Here is a 16903-nt window from a genome sequence, read left to right on the forward strand (position 1 = left end):
ATGCTGAGCAAAAAGATTCGCCAAATACTGCTGTTCGCGGTCATTGCTTCGCTGTTTGCAGCAGTTGGCTACTGGAACATCAGGCCGGAACGCTTTCTCGACGCCCCTACCGTGGCCGTGGATGAACACGCTATCGACTATTACGCCACCAACGCACGCAGCCTTCAGTTTCTGCCCGACGGCAAGTTGCAGTACGAGATGACCTCCGAGAAGCTTGAGCATTTGAAAGCTTCCGAAGTCACTCAATTGACCAACCCGAAAATGCAGCTGTATCGCGGCACGGCCTACCCGTGGGACGTGAAGAGCGAGCGCGGTGAAGTCAATCCGGACGGTACTGAAGTCGAGCTGATCGACTCGGTGCGCATAGCCCGTACCGACGAGAAAAAACGCACCACGATTATTACCAGTACCCGCATGACTGTATTCCCGCAGAAGCAATATGCGCAGACCGAGCGAGACGTTAGAATCGACGGCGCCGGCGGCGTGACTACTGGCAAGGGAATGAAAGCATATTTGAAAGACGGCAGGATGGACCTGCTGTCCAACGTAAGAGGACAGTATGAGTCTCGTTAAAACCCTCCCTTTATTGCTCAGTTTGAGCGCAGCACTGGGAAGCGTGAGCGCCTGGGCTCTGCCGAACGACAACGAGCAACCTATCCGCATTCAGGCCAACGAAGCACAACTGGATGACAAGCAAGGCATCGCCACCTACAAGGGCGATGTAATCATCACCCAGGGCTCGATGAAAATTACCGGCAATACCGTCACCATCACCCGTAACGCTGCGGGAGAAATCGACGTGGTGACTTCTGTGGGCAACCTGGCTTACTTCGAGCAGCTGCAAAAAGCCACAGACCCCAAGCCGGTTCAGGCTTACGCCGTCACCATTCAGTACCATGCGCCGCAAAATCGCATCGTGCTGATCGACAAGGCCAAGGTCATCAACGACGGCAACACCACCGAAGGCGAGAAAATCGTCTACGACACGGTGAAACAAATCGCCAGCGCCGGTCGCGCCAATGGTAGCCAGGTCACAGCACCTCGCCCACGCATCGACATGGTGATCCAGCCCAAGAAGAAAACCGACCCGCAGAAGGCCCAGTAATGGCAACTCTGAAAGCCCAGCATCTGGCCAAAAGCTACAAGGGCCGTCAGGTAGTACGTGATGTCAGCCTGTCGATCGACAGCGGGCAAATCGTGGGTTTGCTCGGCCCTAACGGCGCGGGCAAGACCACGTGCTTCTACATGATTGTCGGCCTGGTGCATGCCGACCAGGGTCGCGTCCTGATCGACGACCTGGACGTCAGCCATGAGCCCATGCACGGCCGCGCACGCGCCGGTATTGGCTACTTGCCGCAGGAAGCCTCGATTTTCCGCAAGCTGTCTGTCGCGGATAACATCATGGCCATCCTCGAAACACGCAAGGAACTCGACAAGGCCAGTCGGCGCAAAGAGCTGGAAAGCCTGCTGCAGGAGTTCCACATCAACCACATCCGCGACAACCTGGGCATGAGCCTGTCGGGTGGTGAACGTCGCCGGGTAGAAATTGCCCGTGCCCTGGCCACTGCGCCAAAGTTCATCCTGCTCGACGAACCTTTTGCCGGGGTTGACCCGATTTCGGTGGGCGACATCAAGCAAATCATTCACCACCTCAAGGCCAAAGGCATTGGCGTGCTGATCACCGATCACAACGTTCGCGAAACCCTCGACATCTGCGAAACCGCTTATATCGTTAACGACGGCCAACTGATCGCCGAAGGTGATGCAGAAACGATTCTGGCCAACAAGTTGGTGAGAGAAGTTTACCTGGGCCATGAGTTCCGCCTGTAAATCCAGGCATGTCGCGTGTTGTCAGAGCACCAGAGGCAGCAAAAAGTCCCCATGATTTTTATTGCCCGGGCGCTCTCAATTGGTTTACTCCCCCTGCGTGGAAACTAATTGAGAACGCCCCCTAGGCAAACGCACCGGTTTCAGGCATATAATTTGCTTAAGTTTGGCGCTCGCGCGCCCTGTAGTGGATGGCGCCATGTGCGCCGGCGAATAAGGTGTTAAGCCCCTGCCATGAAACCATCGCTAGTCCTGAGAATGGGCCAGCAGCTGACGATGACACCTCAGCTGCAACAGGCCATCCGCCTGCTCCAATTGTCGACCCTCGACCTGCAACAGGAAATCCAGGAAGCCCTGGAGTCCAATCCGATGCTCGAACGCCAGGAAGAAGGCGACGACTTCGACAATGCAGACCCCTTGGCCGACAACATCGAGCAAAAACCCAATTCCGACGTTCAGGAGCCCACCTACCAGGAGCCCGCTCAGACGGTAGACAACCTGGAAGACGGCGACTGGGGCGACCGCATCCCCAATGAGCTGCCTGTGGACACTGCCTGGGAAGACGTCTACCAGACCAGCGCCAGCAGCCTGCCAAGCAACGATGATGACGAGTGGGACTTCACCACCCGCACCTCTGCCGGCGAGAGCCTGCAAAGCCACCTGCTGTGGCAGTTGAACCTTGCGCCGATGTCCGACACCGACCGACTGATCGGTGTGACCCTCATCGACTGCATCAATAACCAGGGCTACCTGGACGAAACCCTCGAGGAAATTCTCGAAGCGTTCGATCCGGAACTGGATATCGAGCTCGACGAAATCGAAGCCGTACTGCACCGCATCCAGCAATTCGAACCTTCCGGCATTGGTGCGCGCAACCTGGGCGAGTGCCTGCTCCTGCAATTGCGCCAGCTCCCGGCCAAGACACCTTGGCTGAACGAAGCCAAACGTCTGGTCACGGATTACATCGACCTGCTGGGCGCGCGCGACTACAGCCAGCTCATGCGCCGCATGAAGCTCAAAGAGGACGAACTGCGCCAGGTCATCGAACTGGTGCAAAGCCTCAATCCGCGCCCGGGCTCGCAAATCGAGTCCAGCGAAGCCGAATATGTCGTGCCGGACGTGATCGTTCGCAAGGACAACGAACGCTGGCTGGTGGAGCTCAACCAGGAGTCCGTGCCACGTCTGCGGGTAAACCCGCAATACGCAGGTTTCGTGCGTCGCGCCGACACCAGCGCCGACAACACCTTTATGCGCAACCAGCTGCAAGAAGCACGCTGGTTTATCAAAAGCCTGCAGAGCCGCAACGAAACCCTGATGAAAGTGGCGACCCAGATCGTCGAGCATCAGCGCGGATTTCTGGAATATGGCGACGAGGCCATGAAGCCACTGGTACTGCACGACATCGCAGAAGCCGTGGGCATGCACGAGTCAACCATTTCGCGGGTTACCACGCAGAAATTCATGCATACCCCGCGCGGTATCTATGAGCTGAAGTACTTTTTCTCCAGCCACGTCAGCACCTCTGAAGGCGGCGAATGCTCCTCCACTGCGATCCGTGCCATCATCAAAAAACTGGTTGCAGCTGAAAATCAGAAAAAGCCGTTGAGTGACAGCAAGATCGCTGGTTTACTGGAGGCACAAGGTATTCAGGTAGCCCGTCGCACCGTCGCCAAGTACCGCGAATCCCTCGGGATAGCGCCTTCGAGCGAACGCAAGCGTTTGATGTAAGCCACGGACCCCGGCGTTTCAGTGGCAGGCTGCTCGGCCTGCCGCTTTATGCAATGGCATCAAAGGAGAAACTGTATGCAAGTCAACATCAGTGGACACCAACTGGAAGTCACCGAACCGCTACGCGCTTACATCGGCGAAAAACTCGACCGACTTGAGCGTCATTTCGACAAGATTACCAACGTACAGGTAACGATGGCGGTCGAAAAACTGAAACAGAAAATCGAAGCCACCTTGCACATCCATGGAGGAGAAGTCGTTGCCAACGCCGAGCATGACGACATGTATGCCGCCATTGATCTGCTCACTGACAAGCTTGATCGCCAACTGAAAAAGCATAAGGAAAAGACCCAAAGCCTGCTCCAGGGCGCGACCGGTCGTTAATACTCCCTACCCATGATCCGACTTGAAAGTATCCTGACCCCCGGCCGTTCCTTGGTGAACGCGCCGGGCGGCAGCAAAAAGCGCGCACTCGAACACATTGCCAACCTGATCAGCCGCGAAGTGCCTGGTCTCGAAATGCAGGATGTTTTTGAGAGCCTTATTGCCCGTGAAAAACTGGGTTCCACCGGTTTTGGTAACGGCATCGCCATACCCCATTGCCGCCTCAAGGGCTGTGAGTCGCCTGTCAGCGCCTTGCTTCACCTCGACGCCCCTATAGATTTCGACGCCATCGATGGCGCGCCGGTCGACCTGCTTTTCGTTTTGCTGGTACCAGAAGCGGCAACCGATGCACACCTGGAACTGCTCCGGCAGATTGCCAGCATGCTCGATCGTAAAGACGTGCGCGATAGACTGCGTAACGCACCCAGCAACGAAGCGTTGTATCAGGTTGTTCTGGACGTACAGAACGGTCATTAATCATGCGCTTAGTCATTGTCAGCGGACGCTCCGGCTCCGGTAAAAGCACTGCCCTCGCCGTCCTTGAAGACAACGGTTTCTATTGCATCGACAACCTTCCGGCAGGCTTGCTGCCGGAACTGGCCGAACGTGCGCTGATTCACACCGAATTGGCGCAACCCCTGGTGGCCGTGTCGATTGACGCGCGAAACCTGCCAAGCCATTTGTCACGCTTTCCCCAGTTGCTTGAAGAGGTTCGCAACCGACACATCCAGTGCGACGTGCTCTACCTGGATGCCGACGAAGAAACCCTGCTCAAGCGCTTCTCGGAAACCCGCAGGCGTCACCCGCTCAGTAGCGCAAGCCGTTCGCTTGCCGAAGCTATTCGCGATGAAACCCAGCTGCTTGGACCGATTGCCGACCTCGCTGACCTGACCATCAACACCACCAATCTGAACCTGTATCAGTTGCGTGACACCATCAAGTTGCGCCTGCTGAACAAACCTGAAGCCGGCACCGCCTTTTTGGTTGAGTCGTTTGGTTTCAAGCGCGGGATGCCAGTGGATGCCGACCTGGTCTTTGACGTACGTTGCCTGCCCAACCCGTACTGGAAACCCGAACTGCGCGAGCAATCCGGGCTGGATCAGCCGGTTGCCGATTATCTGGCAGCACAACCTGATGTCGAGGAAATGTTCCAGGACATCTCCAGCTACCTGCTGAAGTGGCTGCCACGCTTTGCCGCGAGCAATCGTGCCTATGTAACGATTGGTATTGGTTGTACGGGCGGACATCACCGCTCCGTGTACCTGACCGAACGACTGGGCAAGTGCCTGCAAGAAACTCTGAAGAACGTCCAGGTTCGCCACCGCGACCTTACTTGAAGGATCTACCCTGCGATGCCTGCACTGGAAATACAAATCATCAACAAACTGGGCTTGCACGCCCGGGCATCTGCAAAGTTCGTCGGTATCGCAGGTCAGTTTCCATGCCAGATCCGGGCAGGTCGTACACCCGAGTCAATGGTAGACGGCAAGAGCATCATGGCAATGATGATGCTCGCCGCTGGCAAAGGAACCACCATCCACCTGAAAACCGAAGGCGAGAAAGAACAGGAAGCTTTGGATGCGTTGGTCGCGCTGATCAACAACTTCTTCGATGAAGGTGAGTAGCGGCTACAGCGATCGGCTCAACCAAGCGCCGTATCCATCACCATCATCAAACAGAAACCTACACACAATCCCAGACTCGCCAGTTTTTCGTGACCATTGCGTCGAGACTCCGGGATAACCTCTTGTGTGACCACCAGTAGCATCGCCCCTGCAGCCAATGCCAACCCCAATGGCAACAACACTTCGGCCAGATTGACCAGCCACGCACAAAGCACCGCAAACACTGGCTCGACCAAACCTGAGGCGGCACCAATCAGGAAGGCCTTGATTCGCGACATCCCTGCCCCAGCCAACACCAAGGCAATTACCAGCCCTTCCGGCACATCCTGCAGCGCAATCCCCATCGCCAGGCTATCGGCATCAGGCATTCCGCCCCCTGCCGACACCCCGACCGCCATCCCTTCAGGAATGTTGTGCGCCACAATCGCGATCACAAACAACCAGATGCGCGGTGCAATGACCGGCTCTGCGGGACGGCTGGCAAAGACTTGCGGCCCAACCCCCGACACTTTGCGATCCACCATAAACAGGCAGAATGCACCCAGCAGGATGCCCACACTGATCAGGCCACTGGATGACCAGGGCGACAACCCCAGACTCTGAGCAGCCGCGATTCCCGGCACAATCAGCGAGAAAGCGGTGGCAGCCAGCATCACCCCGGCACCAAAGCCAAGCAAGGTATCGCTCACTGCAACCGGCATTTTACGAATGACCAATACCGGCACCGCGCCCAACGCGGTGCCTAATGCACAGAGCGCACCGCCTTGCAGCGCCCGCAGCAATCTGGGCTCCAGGTCCAGCCAGACCAGCCCCTTGGCCACCAGCAAGGCAGTACCCGCCAAGAGCAAGAGTGTGCCGAGGGCATAACGAAACATCCGAACACCACCGACGGCCAATATTTGCGTGCCCATAATCTGCCTGAATCCTGTTAAGTGGGCTCAGCCAATCGCGGCTTGATAACGACGCGCCACTTCCGGCCAATTAATCACGTTATAGAACGCGTTAATGTATTCCGGACGACGGTTTTGATAACGCAGGTAGTAAGCGTGCTCCCACACATCCAGCCCCAGAATCGGCGTATTGCCATTCATCAACGGACTGTCCTGGTTGCCACTGCTTTCAATCACCAGTGTTTTTTGCGGCGTCACGCTCAGCCATGCCCAGCCGCTGCCAAAACGCGTCAACGCGGCCTTGGTGAAGTTCTCCTTGAACGTCTCGAGCCCACCCAACTGCTCGTCAATTGCCTTGGCCAATGCACCTTCTGGCTTGCCCCCGCCCTTGGGGCTCATGACCTCCCAAAACAGCGAGTGGTTGGCATGCCCGCCGCCCTGGTTGATCACCGCAGCCCTTAGTTTCTCGGGTAATTGATGAACACTGGCCACCAGCTTTTCTACAGGCCATTGCGCCCATTCAGTACCCTCTACCGCCGCATTGAGATTATTGATGTAGGTCTGGTGGTGCTTGGTGTAGTGAATTTCCATTGTTTGCGCATCAATATGCGGCTCGAGCGCGTCGTAGGCATAAGGCAAGGCAGGCAAGGTATAAGTCATATCAGTGTGCTCCTAAGTGATGGCCGCTAACTGTCGAGAACTCATGGCTGTTCTGAGCCACATTGCTTTTGAGTAAAAGATTGGAGCGCGGGTATTCGCCGTGCTCACTGATGAAATTCAAAAGCTCAACATAGGTTTTGCTGCTCTGACGCAACGCTGCTTCACGCAACGCCGACGACAGTCGAGCGTTCTGCATGGTTTGCAATAAACGCTGATGGATCGCACAGAGGTACTCGACGCTTTCCTCCGGCTGGTTGAGGCGCAAATGCAAATCCGCCAGGTTATGGTGCGAAATGACGCAAGCCGCCACTGCTTCGTCGGCATCACTCCATCGTTCGAACAACACTTGAGCCAACGCCAGCGCCTGCAAGTAATGCTCTCGCGCATCGACCAATTCACCCTCGGCGAAACAGCGATTGGCTCTTTCGATCGTGCGTTTCCAATGTTCCATGTGAGCCTCCAAAGCAGTGTGGATGCGTTAAACGCCGCCGGCGGTCAGTTTCTCGGGGTCTAGCAAGATCTCTAGCTGGCTGCGTGGCAGGTCGGTGTACTCAAGGGCCACGTCAATCACCGGACGACCTTGTTGATAGGCGGTCTTGGCGATTTCAGCGGCTTTTTGATACCCGATGATCGGGTTAAGGGCAGTCACCAGAATCGGGTTACGCGACAGCGCCTCTTTAAGCTTGGCCTCGTTGACCTTGAAGCTGGCAATCGCCTTGTCGGCCAGCAGACGGCTGGCGTTGGCCAACAACTCAATACTGCTCAACAGGTTCTGGGCGATCACCGGCAACATCACGTTCAGCTCAAAGTTGCCGGACTGACCTGCAACCGTGATCACCGTGTCGTTACCGATAACCTGAGCCGCAACCATTGCAGTGGCTTCCGGGATCACCGGATTGACCTTGCCCGGCATGATCGAGGAACCGGGTTGCAGGGCCTCCAGCTCGATCTCACCCAGGCCCGCCAACGGCCCGGAGTTCATCCAGCGCAGATCGTTGGCGATTTTCATCAGCGACACCGCCGTGGCTTTGAGCTGCCCCGACACGGATACCGCCGTGTCCTGCGAGCCAATCAACGCGAACAGATCCTTGCCCGGCGTGAACGTCACGTGAGTCAAGGCGCTGAGCCGCTGACTGAATAACCCGGCGAATTGCGGGTGCGCGTTAATCCCCGTCCCCACCGCCGTACCGCCCTGCGCCAGGGATTGCAGCGCTGGCTGCAGGTTGTGCAAATGCTCGATATTGGCCTTGAGCTGTTGTGCCCAACCGTTGAGCACCTGGCTCATGCGCACGGGCATGGCATCCATCAAGTGCGTGCGCCCGGTTTTGACGTACACATGAACCTGCTCGGCCTTGTGCTCGATCACCTGAACCAGATGCGTCAACGCCGGTAGCAGTTGCTCGTGCAGACCTAACGCCGCGCTGACATGGATGGTGGTCGGGATGATGTCGTTGCTGCTTTGCCCGCAGTTGACATGGTCATTGGGATTGACCTCCTCGCCCAGTAGCCGCGTGGCCAGCGTTGCGATCACTTCATTGGCATTCATGTTGGAGCTGGTGCCCGAACCGGTCTGGAAAATATCCACCGGGAAGTGCTCCATGAAATCCCCGGTCAGCAGGATCTGTGCGGCCTCGACAATGGCCTCGCCCTGGGCAGCAGTGATCTGTTTGAGTTCGACGTTTGCCTGGGCGGCCGCAGCTTTTGCCAGGATCAGCGCGCGAATGAATTGCGCCGGCATGCGTTGATGACTGATGGGGAAGTTGTCGACCGCACGCTGTGTTTGAGCGCCATACAGCGCCGCCTCAGGTACGCGCAACTCACCCATGCTGTCACGTTCGATACGAGTGTTACTCATCAGGAAATCCTTGCACCAGTTCTGTTAAAGAAATTGAAGGTTGGAGCTCGCAGGTAGCCAACAGCCAGGCAAAGCTTTGCCAGCGTTTGAGTCGGCAGGTACACAGGGCTTGGGTTTCGAGGTCGCGCAGCGGACGCCACGCGTGGTCCAGACACAGAGTGCGCCAATGCCAGGGCAGAGCAGTATCGGTTGCGGTATCCAGCAACAGCCGGAACGAGGTAACGGCAATCATCCAGGGAGAGGTCGCCGTACAGCCGGCAAGATAGCGGCCTTCAGCCAGGTAATGCTCGATCAGGCGCGGCTCGTCCGGCGCCAGCCCGCAGCGGATCTGGCGGCTCATCCAACGCCAGCTTTCTAGATACGGCCCTTCACGCAAGGCAGAACTCATGACCCAAGCCCACTCGATAATGAGATTCATTATTAAGCGATATTGATTATCAACACAAGCCCGGAGGGATTGATTTCCATCCTCTGCGTTCGACAATCCAACAAAATTTGAGAAAAACCCTACGCATACGCTGGACTAGTCCGTTAACTGATTCATGCGCATCAAAAGTACCATCCTGAAGTTGCGAAGCACTCATCCAACACACTCATCGGATTGCTCCATCAGAAGGCACACATGAAAAAACTAATCCTCGCTTCAGGCATATTGGCGGCGGCCTCTTTTATTCAGTTAGCTCAAGCTTCAACAGGCAATATTAACTTTACAGGCGGTTTAACCACTGCAACGTGTTCTATTAACGGTGGCGGGGGTTCTGACCTCGACGTTGATCTTGGCCTGGTATCAATTGACGATTTAAACGATGGCAGCGCTGCTGCAGGCGCCAATACCCGAATTACCGTAGACATCGACTGCACCGCTGCAACCGGGCTCAGCAATGTCTATATGAACTTCGATCCGCGCTCGGGTTCGGGTCAAGATAGCCGCGACTCCAGACTGTTGAAAACAGAGGGCGATGCCACGGGGGTCGGTATTGGTTTAATCAATGGCGCCAACCAAATTCTCGACATGCGGGCAGGTGACACGATTACAGAACCTCTGACCGTTGCCGCCGATGGCACGGCAAGAGCATCTCTCGATCTACGGGCGGCTTATGTCGTGAACGGTGATCCTGTTGTCGCCGGCGAGGCGAATGCAACGTTGCCATTTACGTTTACTTACGACTAAGCGCCAAGCAAGGGAAGTTCCAAAACTTCCCTTCGAATCATAGAGCGCCGTGAGGGCACTACCATGTTTCAACATTCTTTAAACAGTCTGGTGGCGCTGTTAGCCATCTTGCTGTGCGGTCAAGCGCAGGCTGCCATCACGCTCAGTTCAACACGGGTTATCTATGACGGAGATAAAAAAGAAGCCAGTGTCACGGTGCGCAATGTGGGCAGCGATGAAATATTGATCCAGTCCTGGCTCGACGGCGACAGGCCCGGCAGGCCTTCCGGGTCGATTCCCTTTGCCGTCACCCCGCCGTTAGCCCACATGGGGGGCCAAAGCCGACAAGTGCTGCGCATTCTTTTTCAAGGGAGCGGCGTGCCCACGGACAAGGAATCGGTGTTTTGGTTGAATGTTCAGCAAATCCCCAAGGCGCCTGAGGGCACTAATGTTTTACAACTGGCCATTCGCCAACGCATCAAGTTCTTCTACCGCCCCGCCGGATTATCGGGCACCCCGAAAGATGCTCCGGGCGCACTAACATGGCATGCCGAACGCGATGGTAAAAACAGTGGATTGCGCGTCAACAACCCCAGCCAATACCACGTCACCATCACCGACTTGCAGGTCAAAGGATCGGATTATACCAGTGCCCCAATTACCAACTTCATGATTGCGCCGGGCGCCTCAATGTTTATCAAGATCCCCAAACTTCCTGCGGCCCATTCATTGACGTTAAGTGCCCACCCCATCAACGACTTCGGTGCAAAAGAGCTGTACAGCACGCCCTTGGGCTCTGCAACTTTAAAACTTGAACCTGCCAAACAGTAACACTTCTTATTGCCTTTTTTAGCGGCAATTAAGTGATATGGCCTTACTGGGTTATTGCGCTGATTAATCTATAGCGCAAGCACCAGGACTGAAGCACACATGACACTTACAACCGTAATCATCAAGATACTCTCTCATTGTTTACAGCCACAACCGCACTGGACCGCTCCCCATAAACACGCTGCGTTTATAGTGAGCAAGTTATATCTTGGAATTGCGTTTAGCGTGCCTGTTATTGCGTTGGCCGATACCCCCGAAAAAACCAACACCGCCACAAAGTTCAGCACCAGCTTTTTACAGAACGGTGGCGCGGGCGTCGACCTGAGCGACTTTTTGCAAGGCAGCAATGTGGTGCCGGGCACTTATCGGGTCGACCTGTATATCAACCGCTCCCTGGTCGGGCGCCAGGATATTGTCTTTGCCAAACAGGATAAAACCGGTCGTGTCGAAGCCTGCCTGACACTGCCAGTGCTTCAGTCCCTGGAGCTGGATATGAATGCACTGCGCCAGGCAGGCCTGCTGGACGACACTCAACCCGAGCAGTGCCATGACCTGCCCAGCCTGATCGAATTGAGCAGCGTCGAGTACGATACCGGGCGCCAGCAGCTCACTATCGCTGTGCCCCAAGCCGCCATGCTGCGCAGTGCCAGGGGCTATGTAGCCCCTTCATTATGGGATGAAGGTGTCACCACAGGCTTTATCAGCTATGACCTGACAGCTCGACGCAATACCACCCATGACAGGACTGCCAACCGTTACTACGTGGGACTGCGCAACGGCATCAACCTGGGCCCGTGGCGACTGCGCAATGAATCAAACTTCACCAACAGCAACAACGGGGGCATGAAGTTCTCCAGCGACCGCACGTTTGCCCAGCGCGATATCACTTCACTCAAGAGCCAATTGACCGTGGGAGCGGCCTATACCGACCCGAAAATCTTCGACAGCGTGCGTATAAATGGCGTGTTGCTGAATTCCGATGACGCCATGCTGCCAGACAGCCAGCGCGGTTATGCGCCGATCATTCGCGGTGATGCCGAGACCAACGCAACCGTTGAAATCCGCCAGAATAATTACCTGATGTACAGCCTCAACGTTCCCCCCGGGCCGTTTGTGATCGATGACCTTTACCCTAACGGCTCCAATGGCGACCTTGAAATTACCGTGATCGAAGCCGATGGGCGCCGGCGGGTGACCACCCAGGCCTTCTCTTCGCTGCCGCAAATGGTGCGCCGTGGCCAGCTTCGTCAAAACCTTGCCCTCGGCGAATACGACAGCACCACCCAAGACTCCATCTCGCCCAAGATTGCCATGGCGACGCTGGCCTATGGCTTGACCGATAACACCACCCTGTTCGGCGGCTCCCAATGGTCCCACGACTTCAGTGCATGGAACCTGGGCGCCACACAAAATACCGTCTTAGGCGCGTTTTCGACAGACATCACCCAGGCCTCAAGCGCCGCCCCAGACATTCGACGCCAGATCCAGCGCAACAAGGGCCAGAGCGCTCGCGTGCTTTACGCCAAGACGCTCGCCCGTACCGACACCACCTTTACCCTGGCCAGTTATCGCTATTCGACCGAGGGCTACCGCACCCTGAACGAGCACCTGCGCGATTTGGGCAACAACCCCCAATACCGATCCAGTGGCCGGGCGAAATCGCGCTTTGACCTGTCCCTCAGCCAAAGCCTGGGGGGCCGTGAGTACGGCTCGCTGTATCTGAGGTTGAACGAGCAGCGCTATTGGAACCTTGCAGGCAAAACCCGGCAGTACACCGTGGGTTACAGCGGCAACTGGGGCAAGTTGAGCTACAACCTGAGTGCAACCCACTCGGTGAACCCGGTGACCTATTACGGCGGTAATGACAGTTCACGGTTTTCCCTCACCCTGTCCTTGCCGCTGGGTAGCGGCAGTAATACCACCTATGCCCGAAGCACCCTGACCCGTGACGACAACGGCGTACAAAGCCGGAGCGGCGGCGCCAGCGGCCGCATCATGGGGCGTAACGATGCGGCCTGGTCGGTGAATGCCAGTCATGAAAGCCTGAGTGAAAAAACGTTCAGTGGCAGTGTCAGCGGCACTACCCCGGTGGCACACATGAACGCTGGATATACCCAGGGCAATAACTTCACCACCTTCAACGCCGGTGCCTCGGGCTCCATCGTGGCCCATGCTGGCGGTATCAACCTGGGCCAATCACTGAGCGAGAGCTTTACCCTGGTAGAAGTGCCGGGCGTTGCCGGGGTTGCGGTGGGCAATAGCGCGGGGGTTACCACAGGCGCCAATGGCTATGCCGTGGTACCGAACGCGCAGCCCTACCGCACCAACTGGATCAACCTGGACTCCAGCCAGCTGGGGGCGGATATCGAAATCGATAACACCACCCAGCAGGTTATTCCGCGCCGGGGTTCGGTGACCGTGGCGCGCTTTAACGTCAAGCAGGGTCGTCGGGTGCAGTTTGAACTGGTCAAGGCCGATGGCACGCCAATGCCCTTTGGCGCCCGCGTAGAAAATGAACAAGGCACGCTATTGGCCATTGCCGACCCGAGTGGTCAGGCACTGGTGATGGTCGAGTCGGACAAGGGTGTATTGAAGGTCAAGTCCGGGGCTTTGCTGTGTGAGGCGGGTTATGTATTGCCGGAACGCGCCAATGTCCAGGGTTATGATCAGGTGAAATTGGCATGTCGATAATAAGTGGGGCAATCTCGGTATCAGTTATGACCATATTTAAAGCATGTAACACAATGAGCAGTACCACTTATCAAGTATTGCGCAAGTGTAATGAACTTACAAAAGCTCTTAAATACTTGACCCTGATATCGATAGCAATATGCGCAGCCTTTTTTAATCAAGCGGCGTTAGCTGCCTGCACAGTTACGGGGGACATCAATAGAATTCTTGACAACTACAGATCCCCCGACCTTATCCAAATTGACTCTACATTACCTATTGGCGCAACCTTGGGAAGGATATTTGTTGCAACCCTGGCTCTTCAACCCGATATCTTATTAACTTGTGCTGAAGGCCGACCGCTCGTTGAGGTGACCTCTGTTTACCCACAGCATAGCGCAACTATTTTTGACACTGGAATTCCTGGCATTGGCATGTCAATACGGTCACATACAGAATTTACGGGCCTTATGCCAGTAACATTTCAGCAGACTGATCCCTCTCCCATTAACCCAGATAGTATTTTTATTAATTTGGTGTATGAACTGACTTTTAAAAAAACTGGCTACATCCCCTCTGGAGGTCAAATCCCCGCAGGACTATTAGCCCAAGCTCATGTTACAGACTTTGATAATGTACTGGTCATGAACAGCATATTGCCAAGACCCATAACATTTACTCTGCTCAGACCCACCTGCGCAGTCAATACCCCCAACTTCACAGTGGACTTGAGAGAAGTAAGCATGGTCGACTTCAATGCCTCTGGCAGAACTTTACCAAAGAGTTTCAGCATTGATCTAACCTGCACTGGCGGCACCAATTCGGCCGATGTATATGTCACCCTGACGGATGCAAACAACCCTGCAAACGCGACAAGCCAACTTGGCCTCTCGCCTGACTCAACAGCTGAAGGTATTGCACTTGAAGTCAACAACAGGTTTGGCGCAGTCAACTTTGGGCCCGATCTGGAGGGTTTGGGTCACCCTGGGCAGTGGAACGATGGATCGACTGGCATAGGCAGTTATTCAATCCCGCTATCAGTGAACTATGTAAGGCTCCCCGGCCCGATTAAAGGCGGTTCAGCAAATTCCGGGGTCACGTATACGCTGAATTATGACTAAGCCTCTGACTGCAGCAAGACCGGAACACGCGGTTCACCAGAGGCTTCCTGACAGTTGATTTTACGACTGCTGCTCAGCCGGACGTAGCCTCGCGGAGCTCGTCAACTGCTACAAGGGGTTCATTCCCCCATTGTTTATATTGTGGAAGCGGCATTGCACCGCTCCCACATAAGGTTCAGCGCTTTAGCTACCCGCTACCATCATGCGTTCGATCAACACCGAGCCAGTGCGGATGTTGCTGCGCAGTTCCAGGTCATTACCCACCGCCACGATCTGTTTGAACATGTCGCGCATGTTGCCGGCAATGGTCACTTCCTGAACCGGGAACTGAATCTCGCCATTTTCGACCCAAAAACCCGCCGCGCCACGGGAATAGTCGCCCGTGACCATGTTCAGGCCACTGCCCATCAACTCAGTGACGAACAGGCCGCGCCCCATGCGCCGGATCAATGCCGCCTGATCCTCATCGCCATGGGTCACAAACAGGTTGTGTACGCCGCCTGCGTTGGCCGTGCTCGGCATACCCAGCTTGCGACCGGAGTAGGTGCTGAGGATGTAGGACACCAGTTCGCCGTCCTTGATAAACGGCTTGGCGTAGGTGGCCAGACCATCATTATCGAATGACGAGCTGCCCATCGCGCGCATGAGGTGCGGACGCTCATCCAGGGTCAGCCATTCAGGGAAGATCTGCTGGCCCATTGCATCCAGCAGGAAAGACGACTTGCGATACAGGTTGCCCCCCGAGATCGCACCCAGGAAGCTGCCAAACAAACCACCGGCCAACTCGGCCGAAAACAGCACCGGCACTTCGCACGTTGGCACCGGACGCGAGCCCAAGCGGCGCGCTGCACGCTCAGCAGCACGCTGGCCGATGGTGGCGGCGTCCATCAACAACTCGCCCTGGCAGTTCACGTCATACCAATAGTCGCGCTGCATCTGGCCGTCGCCTTCGGCGATCATCACGCAGCTCAGGCTGTGACGGGTCGAAGCAGAGCCACCAATAAAACCGTTGCTGTTGCCGTACACGCGGCAGCCCTGATGGGTGCTCAGGGTCGTGCCATCGGCGTTTTTGATCCGGCTGTCAGCCTCGAACGCCGCAGCTTCACAGGCCAGCGCCTTTTCGATGGCTTGCTCGGGGGTAATGTCCCAGGTATGGAACACATCAAAATCTTGCAGGTCACGGGCCATCAGGCTGGCATCCGCCAGACCCGAGCTCTCGTCTTCGGAGGTGTGTTTGGCAATCGCCAAGGCTGCCGCGACGGTTTCGCGGATGGCATCGGGGCCGGTGGCCGAGGTGCTGGCCGAGCCTTTGCGCTGGCCGACGTAGAGGGTGATGCCAAAACCCTGGTCGCGGTTGAACTCAACGGTTTCGACTTCACGCTGACGCACCGAAGTCGACAGCCCCTGCTCCAGGGACACGGCGACTTCACAGGCACTGGCGCCCTGGCGCCTGGCTTCGGCGATGATTTGCTCGACCTGCTCCTGCAGTGCCGGCAAGGCCTGCGGGCCGACGCTTTGTACTGCACTCATGGTTTTCTCCACTCAAATTCTGTTTTCGGCAGGGCCGCCGAGCGACCGGGCCGGACAAGCGGCCCCCGACTGGTTATCATGGCGGCGTTTCTTTGCGGACTGCCACCATGGTTGATTCTTACGACGACGCCTTCGACGGCGAAAAAAGCAAATCGCAGGTCAAACGCGAGCTTCACGCTCTGGTTGATCTGGGCGAGCGTCTTACGACACTCAAGCCTGACTTGCTGAACAAAATGCCCCTGACTGACGCTATGCGAAAGGCTTTGGCAGATGCTCCAAAACACACGGCCAATATTGCGCGCAAGCGCCATATGATGTTCATCGGCAAACTGATGCGCGATCAACCGCTTGACGAAATTCTTGCTTTGATCGATCAAGTCGATGCCTCTTCTCGCCAGTACAACGAACGTTTCCACAACCTCGAGCGCTGGCGTGATCGCCTGATCGAAGGTGATGACGCTGTACTGGAAAAGTTTGTCGCCGAGTTCCCTGAAGCCGATCGCCAGCAAATGCGTTCGGTCATACGTCAGGCCAAACACGAGCTGGCTCATAACAAGGCACCGGCCTCAAGCCGCAAATTGTTCAAGTACATCCGTGGGTTGGACGAGACTCAACGCGGTCTGCGTTAAGCC

At 56.2% G+C, this 16903-nt stretch carries 19 protein-coding genes; 13 read left to right on the forward strand and 6 right to left on the reverse strand.

Features of this window, described 5'->3' with window-relative positions; all coding sequences use genetic code 11:
* The 8 genes from lptC (at position 1) to VSQ83_RS19500 (ending at position 5564) form a co-directional block, all read left to right on the forward strand.
* The gene (gene lptC / locus VSQ83_RS19465; RefSeq protein ID WP_133076364.1) at positions 1-573 is read left to right on the forward strand and encodes an LPS export ABC transporter periplasmic protein LptC; all 573 of its coding nucleotides are present in this window, start codon (positions 1-3) and stop codon (positions 571-573) included.
* Positions 560-1105 carry a lipopolysaccharide transport periplasmic protein LptA gene (lptA, locus tag VSQ83_RS19470; protein WP_133076365.1) on the forward strand — a complete coding sequence of 182 codons (546 nt, stop codon included), beginning with the start codon at positions 560-562 and terminating at the stop codon, positions 1103-1105. Before lptC ends, lptA begins: the two co-directional genes overlap by 14 nt.
* Complete coding sequence (gene lptB, locus VSQ83_RS19475) at positions 1105-1830, forward strand: LPS export ABC transporter ATP-binding protein (protein WP_133076366.1); 726 nt, start codon at positions 1105-1107, stop codon at positions 1828-1830. The genes lptA and lptB overlap by 1 nt, the downstream gene beginning before the upstream one ends.
* Positions 1831-2061: 231 nt before the next feature.
* Complete coding sequence (locus VSQ83_RS19480) at positions 2062-3555, forward strand: RNA polymerase factor sigma-54 (protein WP_133076367.1); 1494 nt, start codon at positions 2062-2064, stop codon at positions 3553-3555.
* A gap of 75 nt (positions 3556-3630) precedes the next feature.
* Positions 3631-3939 (forward strand): ribosome hibernation-promoting factor, HPF/YfiA family, encoded by a 309-nt coding sequence (gene hpf, locus VSQ83_RS19485; RefSeq protein ID WP_016781796.1) that lies wholly within the window; start codon positions 3631-3633, stop codon positions 3937-3939.
* A 12-nt stretch (positions 3940-3951) separates the two neighbouring features.
* Positions 3952-4416, forward strand: a complete 465-nt coding sequence (gene ptsN, locus VSQ83_RS19490) for a PTS IIA-like nitrogen regulatory protein PtsN (RefSeq protein WP_133076368.1) — start codon at positions 3952-3954, stop codon at positions 4414-4416.
* Between the two features lie 2 nt (positions 4417-4418).
* Positions 4419-5276, forward strand: coding sequence for an RNase adapter RapZ (gene rapZ / locus VSQ83_RS19495; RefSeq protein WP_133076369.1), 858 nt, complete (start codon positions 4419-4421; stop codon positions 5274-5276).
* 15 nt (positions 5277-5291) lie between these two features.
* Positions 5292-5564 carry an HPr family phosphocarrier protein gene (locus VSQ83_RS19500; protein ID WP_019825032.1) on the forward strand — a complete coding sequence of 91 codons (273 nt, stop codon included), beginning with the start codon at positions 5292-5294 and terminating at the stop codon, positions 5562-5564.
* A 17-nt stretch (positions 5565-5581) separates the two neighbouring features.
* Here the strand turns inward: VSQ83_RS19500 and VSQ83_RS19505 are convergent, their stop codons facing one another.
* From VSQ83_RS19505 to VSQ83_RS19525, 5 genes are read right to left on the reverse strand one after another with little or no spacing between them, the layout of a single operon-like run.
* Complete coding sequence (locus VSQ83_RS19505) at positions 5582-6475, reverse strand: ZIP family metal transporter (RefSeq protein WP_133076370.1); 894 nt, start codon at positions 6473-6475, stop codon at positions 5582-5584.
* A gap of 27 nt (positions 6476-6502) precedes the next feature.
* Complete coding sequence (locus tag VSQ83_RS19510; protein ID WP_326397368.1) at positions 6503-7114, reverse strand: superoxide dismutase; 612 nt, start codon at positions 7112-7114, stop codon at positions 6503-6505.
* 1 nt (position 7115) lies between these two features.
* The gene (locus tag VSQ83_RS19515) at positions 7116-7565 is read right to left on the reverse strand and encodes a hypothetical protein (protein WP_133076372.1); all 450 of its coding nucleotides are present in this window, start codon (positions 7563-7565) and stop codon (positions 7116-7118) included.
* 27 nt (positions 7566-7592) lie between these two features.
* On the reverse strand, positions 7593-8969 hold the full coding sequence (locus tag VSQ83_RS19520; protein ID WP_133076373.1) for a class II fumarate hydratase: 1377 nt from the start codon (positions 8967-8969) through the stop codon (positions 7593-7595).
* Positions 8962-9357, reverse strand: a complete 396-nt coding sequence (locus VSQ83_RS19525) for a FagA protein (protein WP_326397366.1) — start codon at positions 9355-9357, stop codon at positions 8962-8964. Before VSQ83_RS19525 ends, VSQ83_RS19520 begins: the two co-directional genes overlap by 8 nt.
* 234 nt (positions 9358-9591) lie before the next feature.
* Here VSQ83_RS19525 and VSQ83_RS19530 point away from each other — a divergent pair, with 234 nt between their 5' ends.
* From VSQ83_RS19530 to VSQ83_RS19545, 4 genes are all read left to right on the forward strand, one after another.
* Positions 9592-10140, forward strand: a complete 549-nt coding sequence (locus VSQ83_RS19530) for a fimbrial protein (protein WP_326427345.1) — start codon at positions 9592-9594, stop codon at positions 10138-10140.
* 63 nt (positions 10141-10203) lie between these two features.
* The gene (locus VSQ83_RS19535; RefSeq protein ID WP_326427346.1) at positions 10204-10950 is read left to right on the forward strand and encodes a fimbrial biogenesis chaperone; all 747 of its coding nucleotides are present in this window, start codon (positions 10204-10206) and stop codon (positions 10948-10950) included.
* Positions 10951-11175: 225 nt separating this feature from the next.
* Positions 11176-13641, forward strand: coding sequence for a fimbria/pilus outer membrane usher protein (locus VSQ83_RS19540; RefSeq protein ID WP_326427347.1), 2466 nt, complete (start codon positions 11176-11178; stop codon positions 13639-13641).
* A gap of 53 nt (positions 13642-13694) precedes the next feature.
* The gene (locus VSQ83_RS19545; RefSeq protein ID WP_326427348.1) at positions 13695-14741 is read left to right on the forward strand and encodes a fimbrial protein; all 1047 of its coding nucleotides are present in this window, start codon (positions 13695-13697) and stop codon (positions 14739-14741) included.
* A 183-nt stretch (positions 14742-14924) separates the two neighbouring features.
* On the opposite strand, the gene pmbA is transcribed toward VSQ83_RS19545, so the two are convergent.
* Positions 14925-16271, reverse strand: a complete 1347-nt coding sequence (gene pmbA / locus VSQ83_RS19550) for a metalloprotease PmbA (protein ID WP_133076379.1) — start codon at positions 16269-16271, stop codon at positions 14925-14927.
* Positions 16272-16378: 107 nt separating this feature from the next.
* Here pmbA and yjgA point away from each other — a divergent pair, with 107 nt between their 5' ends.
* A complete protein-coding gene (yjgA, locus tag VSQ83_RS19555; RefSeq protein WP_095029013.1) occupies positions 16379-16900 on the forward strand; it encodes a ribosome biogenesis factor YjgA in 522 nt (173 codons plus the stop codon).
* The last annotated feature ends 3 nt before the right edge of the window (positions 16901-16903 follow it).

It is taken from the genome of Pseudomonas sp. DSV-1, from assembly GCF_035830915.1.
Classification (GTDB): domain Bacteria; phylum Pseudomonadota; class Gammaproteobacteria; order Pseudomonadales; family Pseudomonadaceae; genus Aquipseudomonas.

Bases quoted from the DNA above. Each gene is read 5' to 3' on its own strand.
- lptC (WP_133076364.1), top strand. From the start codon at position 1: ATGCTGAGCAAAAAGATTCGCCAAATACTGCTGTTCGCGGTCATTGCT.
- lptA (WP_133076365.1), top strand. From the start codon at position 560: ATGAGTCTCGTTAAAACCCTCCCTTTATTGCTCAGTTTGAGCGCAGCA.
- lptB (WP_133076366.1), top strand. From the start codon at position 1,105: ATGGCAACTCTGAAAGCCCAGCATCTGGCCAAAAGCTACAAGGGCCGT.
- VSQ83_RS19480 (WP_133076367.1), top strand. From the start codon at position 2,062: ATGAAACCATCGCTAGTCCTGAGAATGGGCCAGCAGCTGACGATGACA.
- hpf (WP_016781796.1), top strand. From the start codon at position 3,631: ATGCAAGTCAACATCAGTGGACACCAACTGGAAGTCACCGAACCGCTA.
- ptsN (WP_133076368.1), top strand. From the start codon at position 3,952: ATGATCCGACTTGAAAGTATCCTGACCCCCGGCCGTTCCTTGGTGAAC.
- rapZ (WP_133076369.1), top strand. From the start codon at position 4,419: ATGCGCTTAGTCATTGTCAGCGGACGCTCCGGCTCCGGTAAAAGCACT.
- VSQ83_RS19500 (WP_019825032.1), top strand. From the start codon at position 5,292: ATGCCTGCACTGGAAATACAAATCATCAACAAACTGGGCTTGCACGCC.
- VSQ83_RS19505 (WP_133076370.1), bottom strand. From the start codon at position 6,475: ATGGGCACGCAAATATTGGCCGTCGGTGGTGTTCGGATGTTTCGTTAT.
- VSQ83_RS19510 (WP_326397368.1), bottom strand. From the start codon at position 7,114: ATGACTTATACCTTGCCTGCCTTGCCTTATGCCTACGACGCGCTCGAG.
- VSQ83_RS19515 (WP_133076372.1), bottom strand. From the start codon at position 7,565: ATGGAACATTGGAAACGCACGATCGAAAGAGCCAATCGCTGTTTCGCC.
- VSQ83_RS19520 (WP_133076373.1), bottom strand. From the start codon at position 8,969: ATGAGTAACACTCGTATCGAACGTGACAGCATGGGTGAGTTGCGCGTA.
- VSQ83_RS19525 (WP_326397366.1), bottom strand. From the start codon at position 9,357: ATGAGTTCTGCCTTGCGTGAAGGGCCGTATCTAGAAAGCTGGCGTTGG.
- VSQ83_RS19530 (WP_326427345.1), top strand. From the start codon at position 9,592: ATGAAAAAACTAATCCTCGCTTCAGGCATATTGGCGGCGGCCTCTTTT.
- VSQ83_RS19535 (WP_326427346.1), top strand. From the start codon at position 10,204: ATGTTTCAACATTCTTTAAACAGTCTGGTGGCGCTGTTAGCCATCTTG.
- VSQ83_RS19545 (WP_326427348.1), top strand. From the start codon at position 13,695: ATGAGCAGTACCACTTATCAAGTATTGCGCAAGTGTAATGAACTTACA.
- pmbA (WP_133076379.1), bottom strand. From the start codon at position 16,271: ATGAGTGCAGTACAAAGCGTCGGCCCGCAGGCCTTGCCGGCACTGCAG.
- yjgA (WP_095029013.1), top strand. From the start codon at position 16,379: ATGGTTGATTCTTACGACGACGCCTTCGACGGCGAAAAAAGCAAATCG.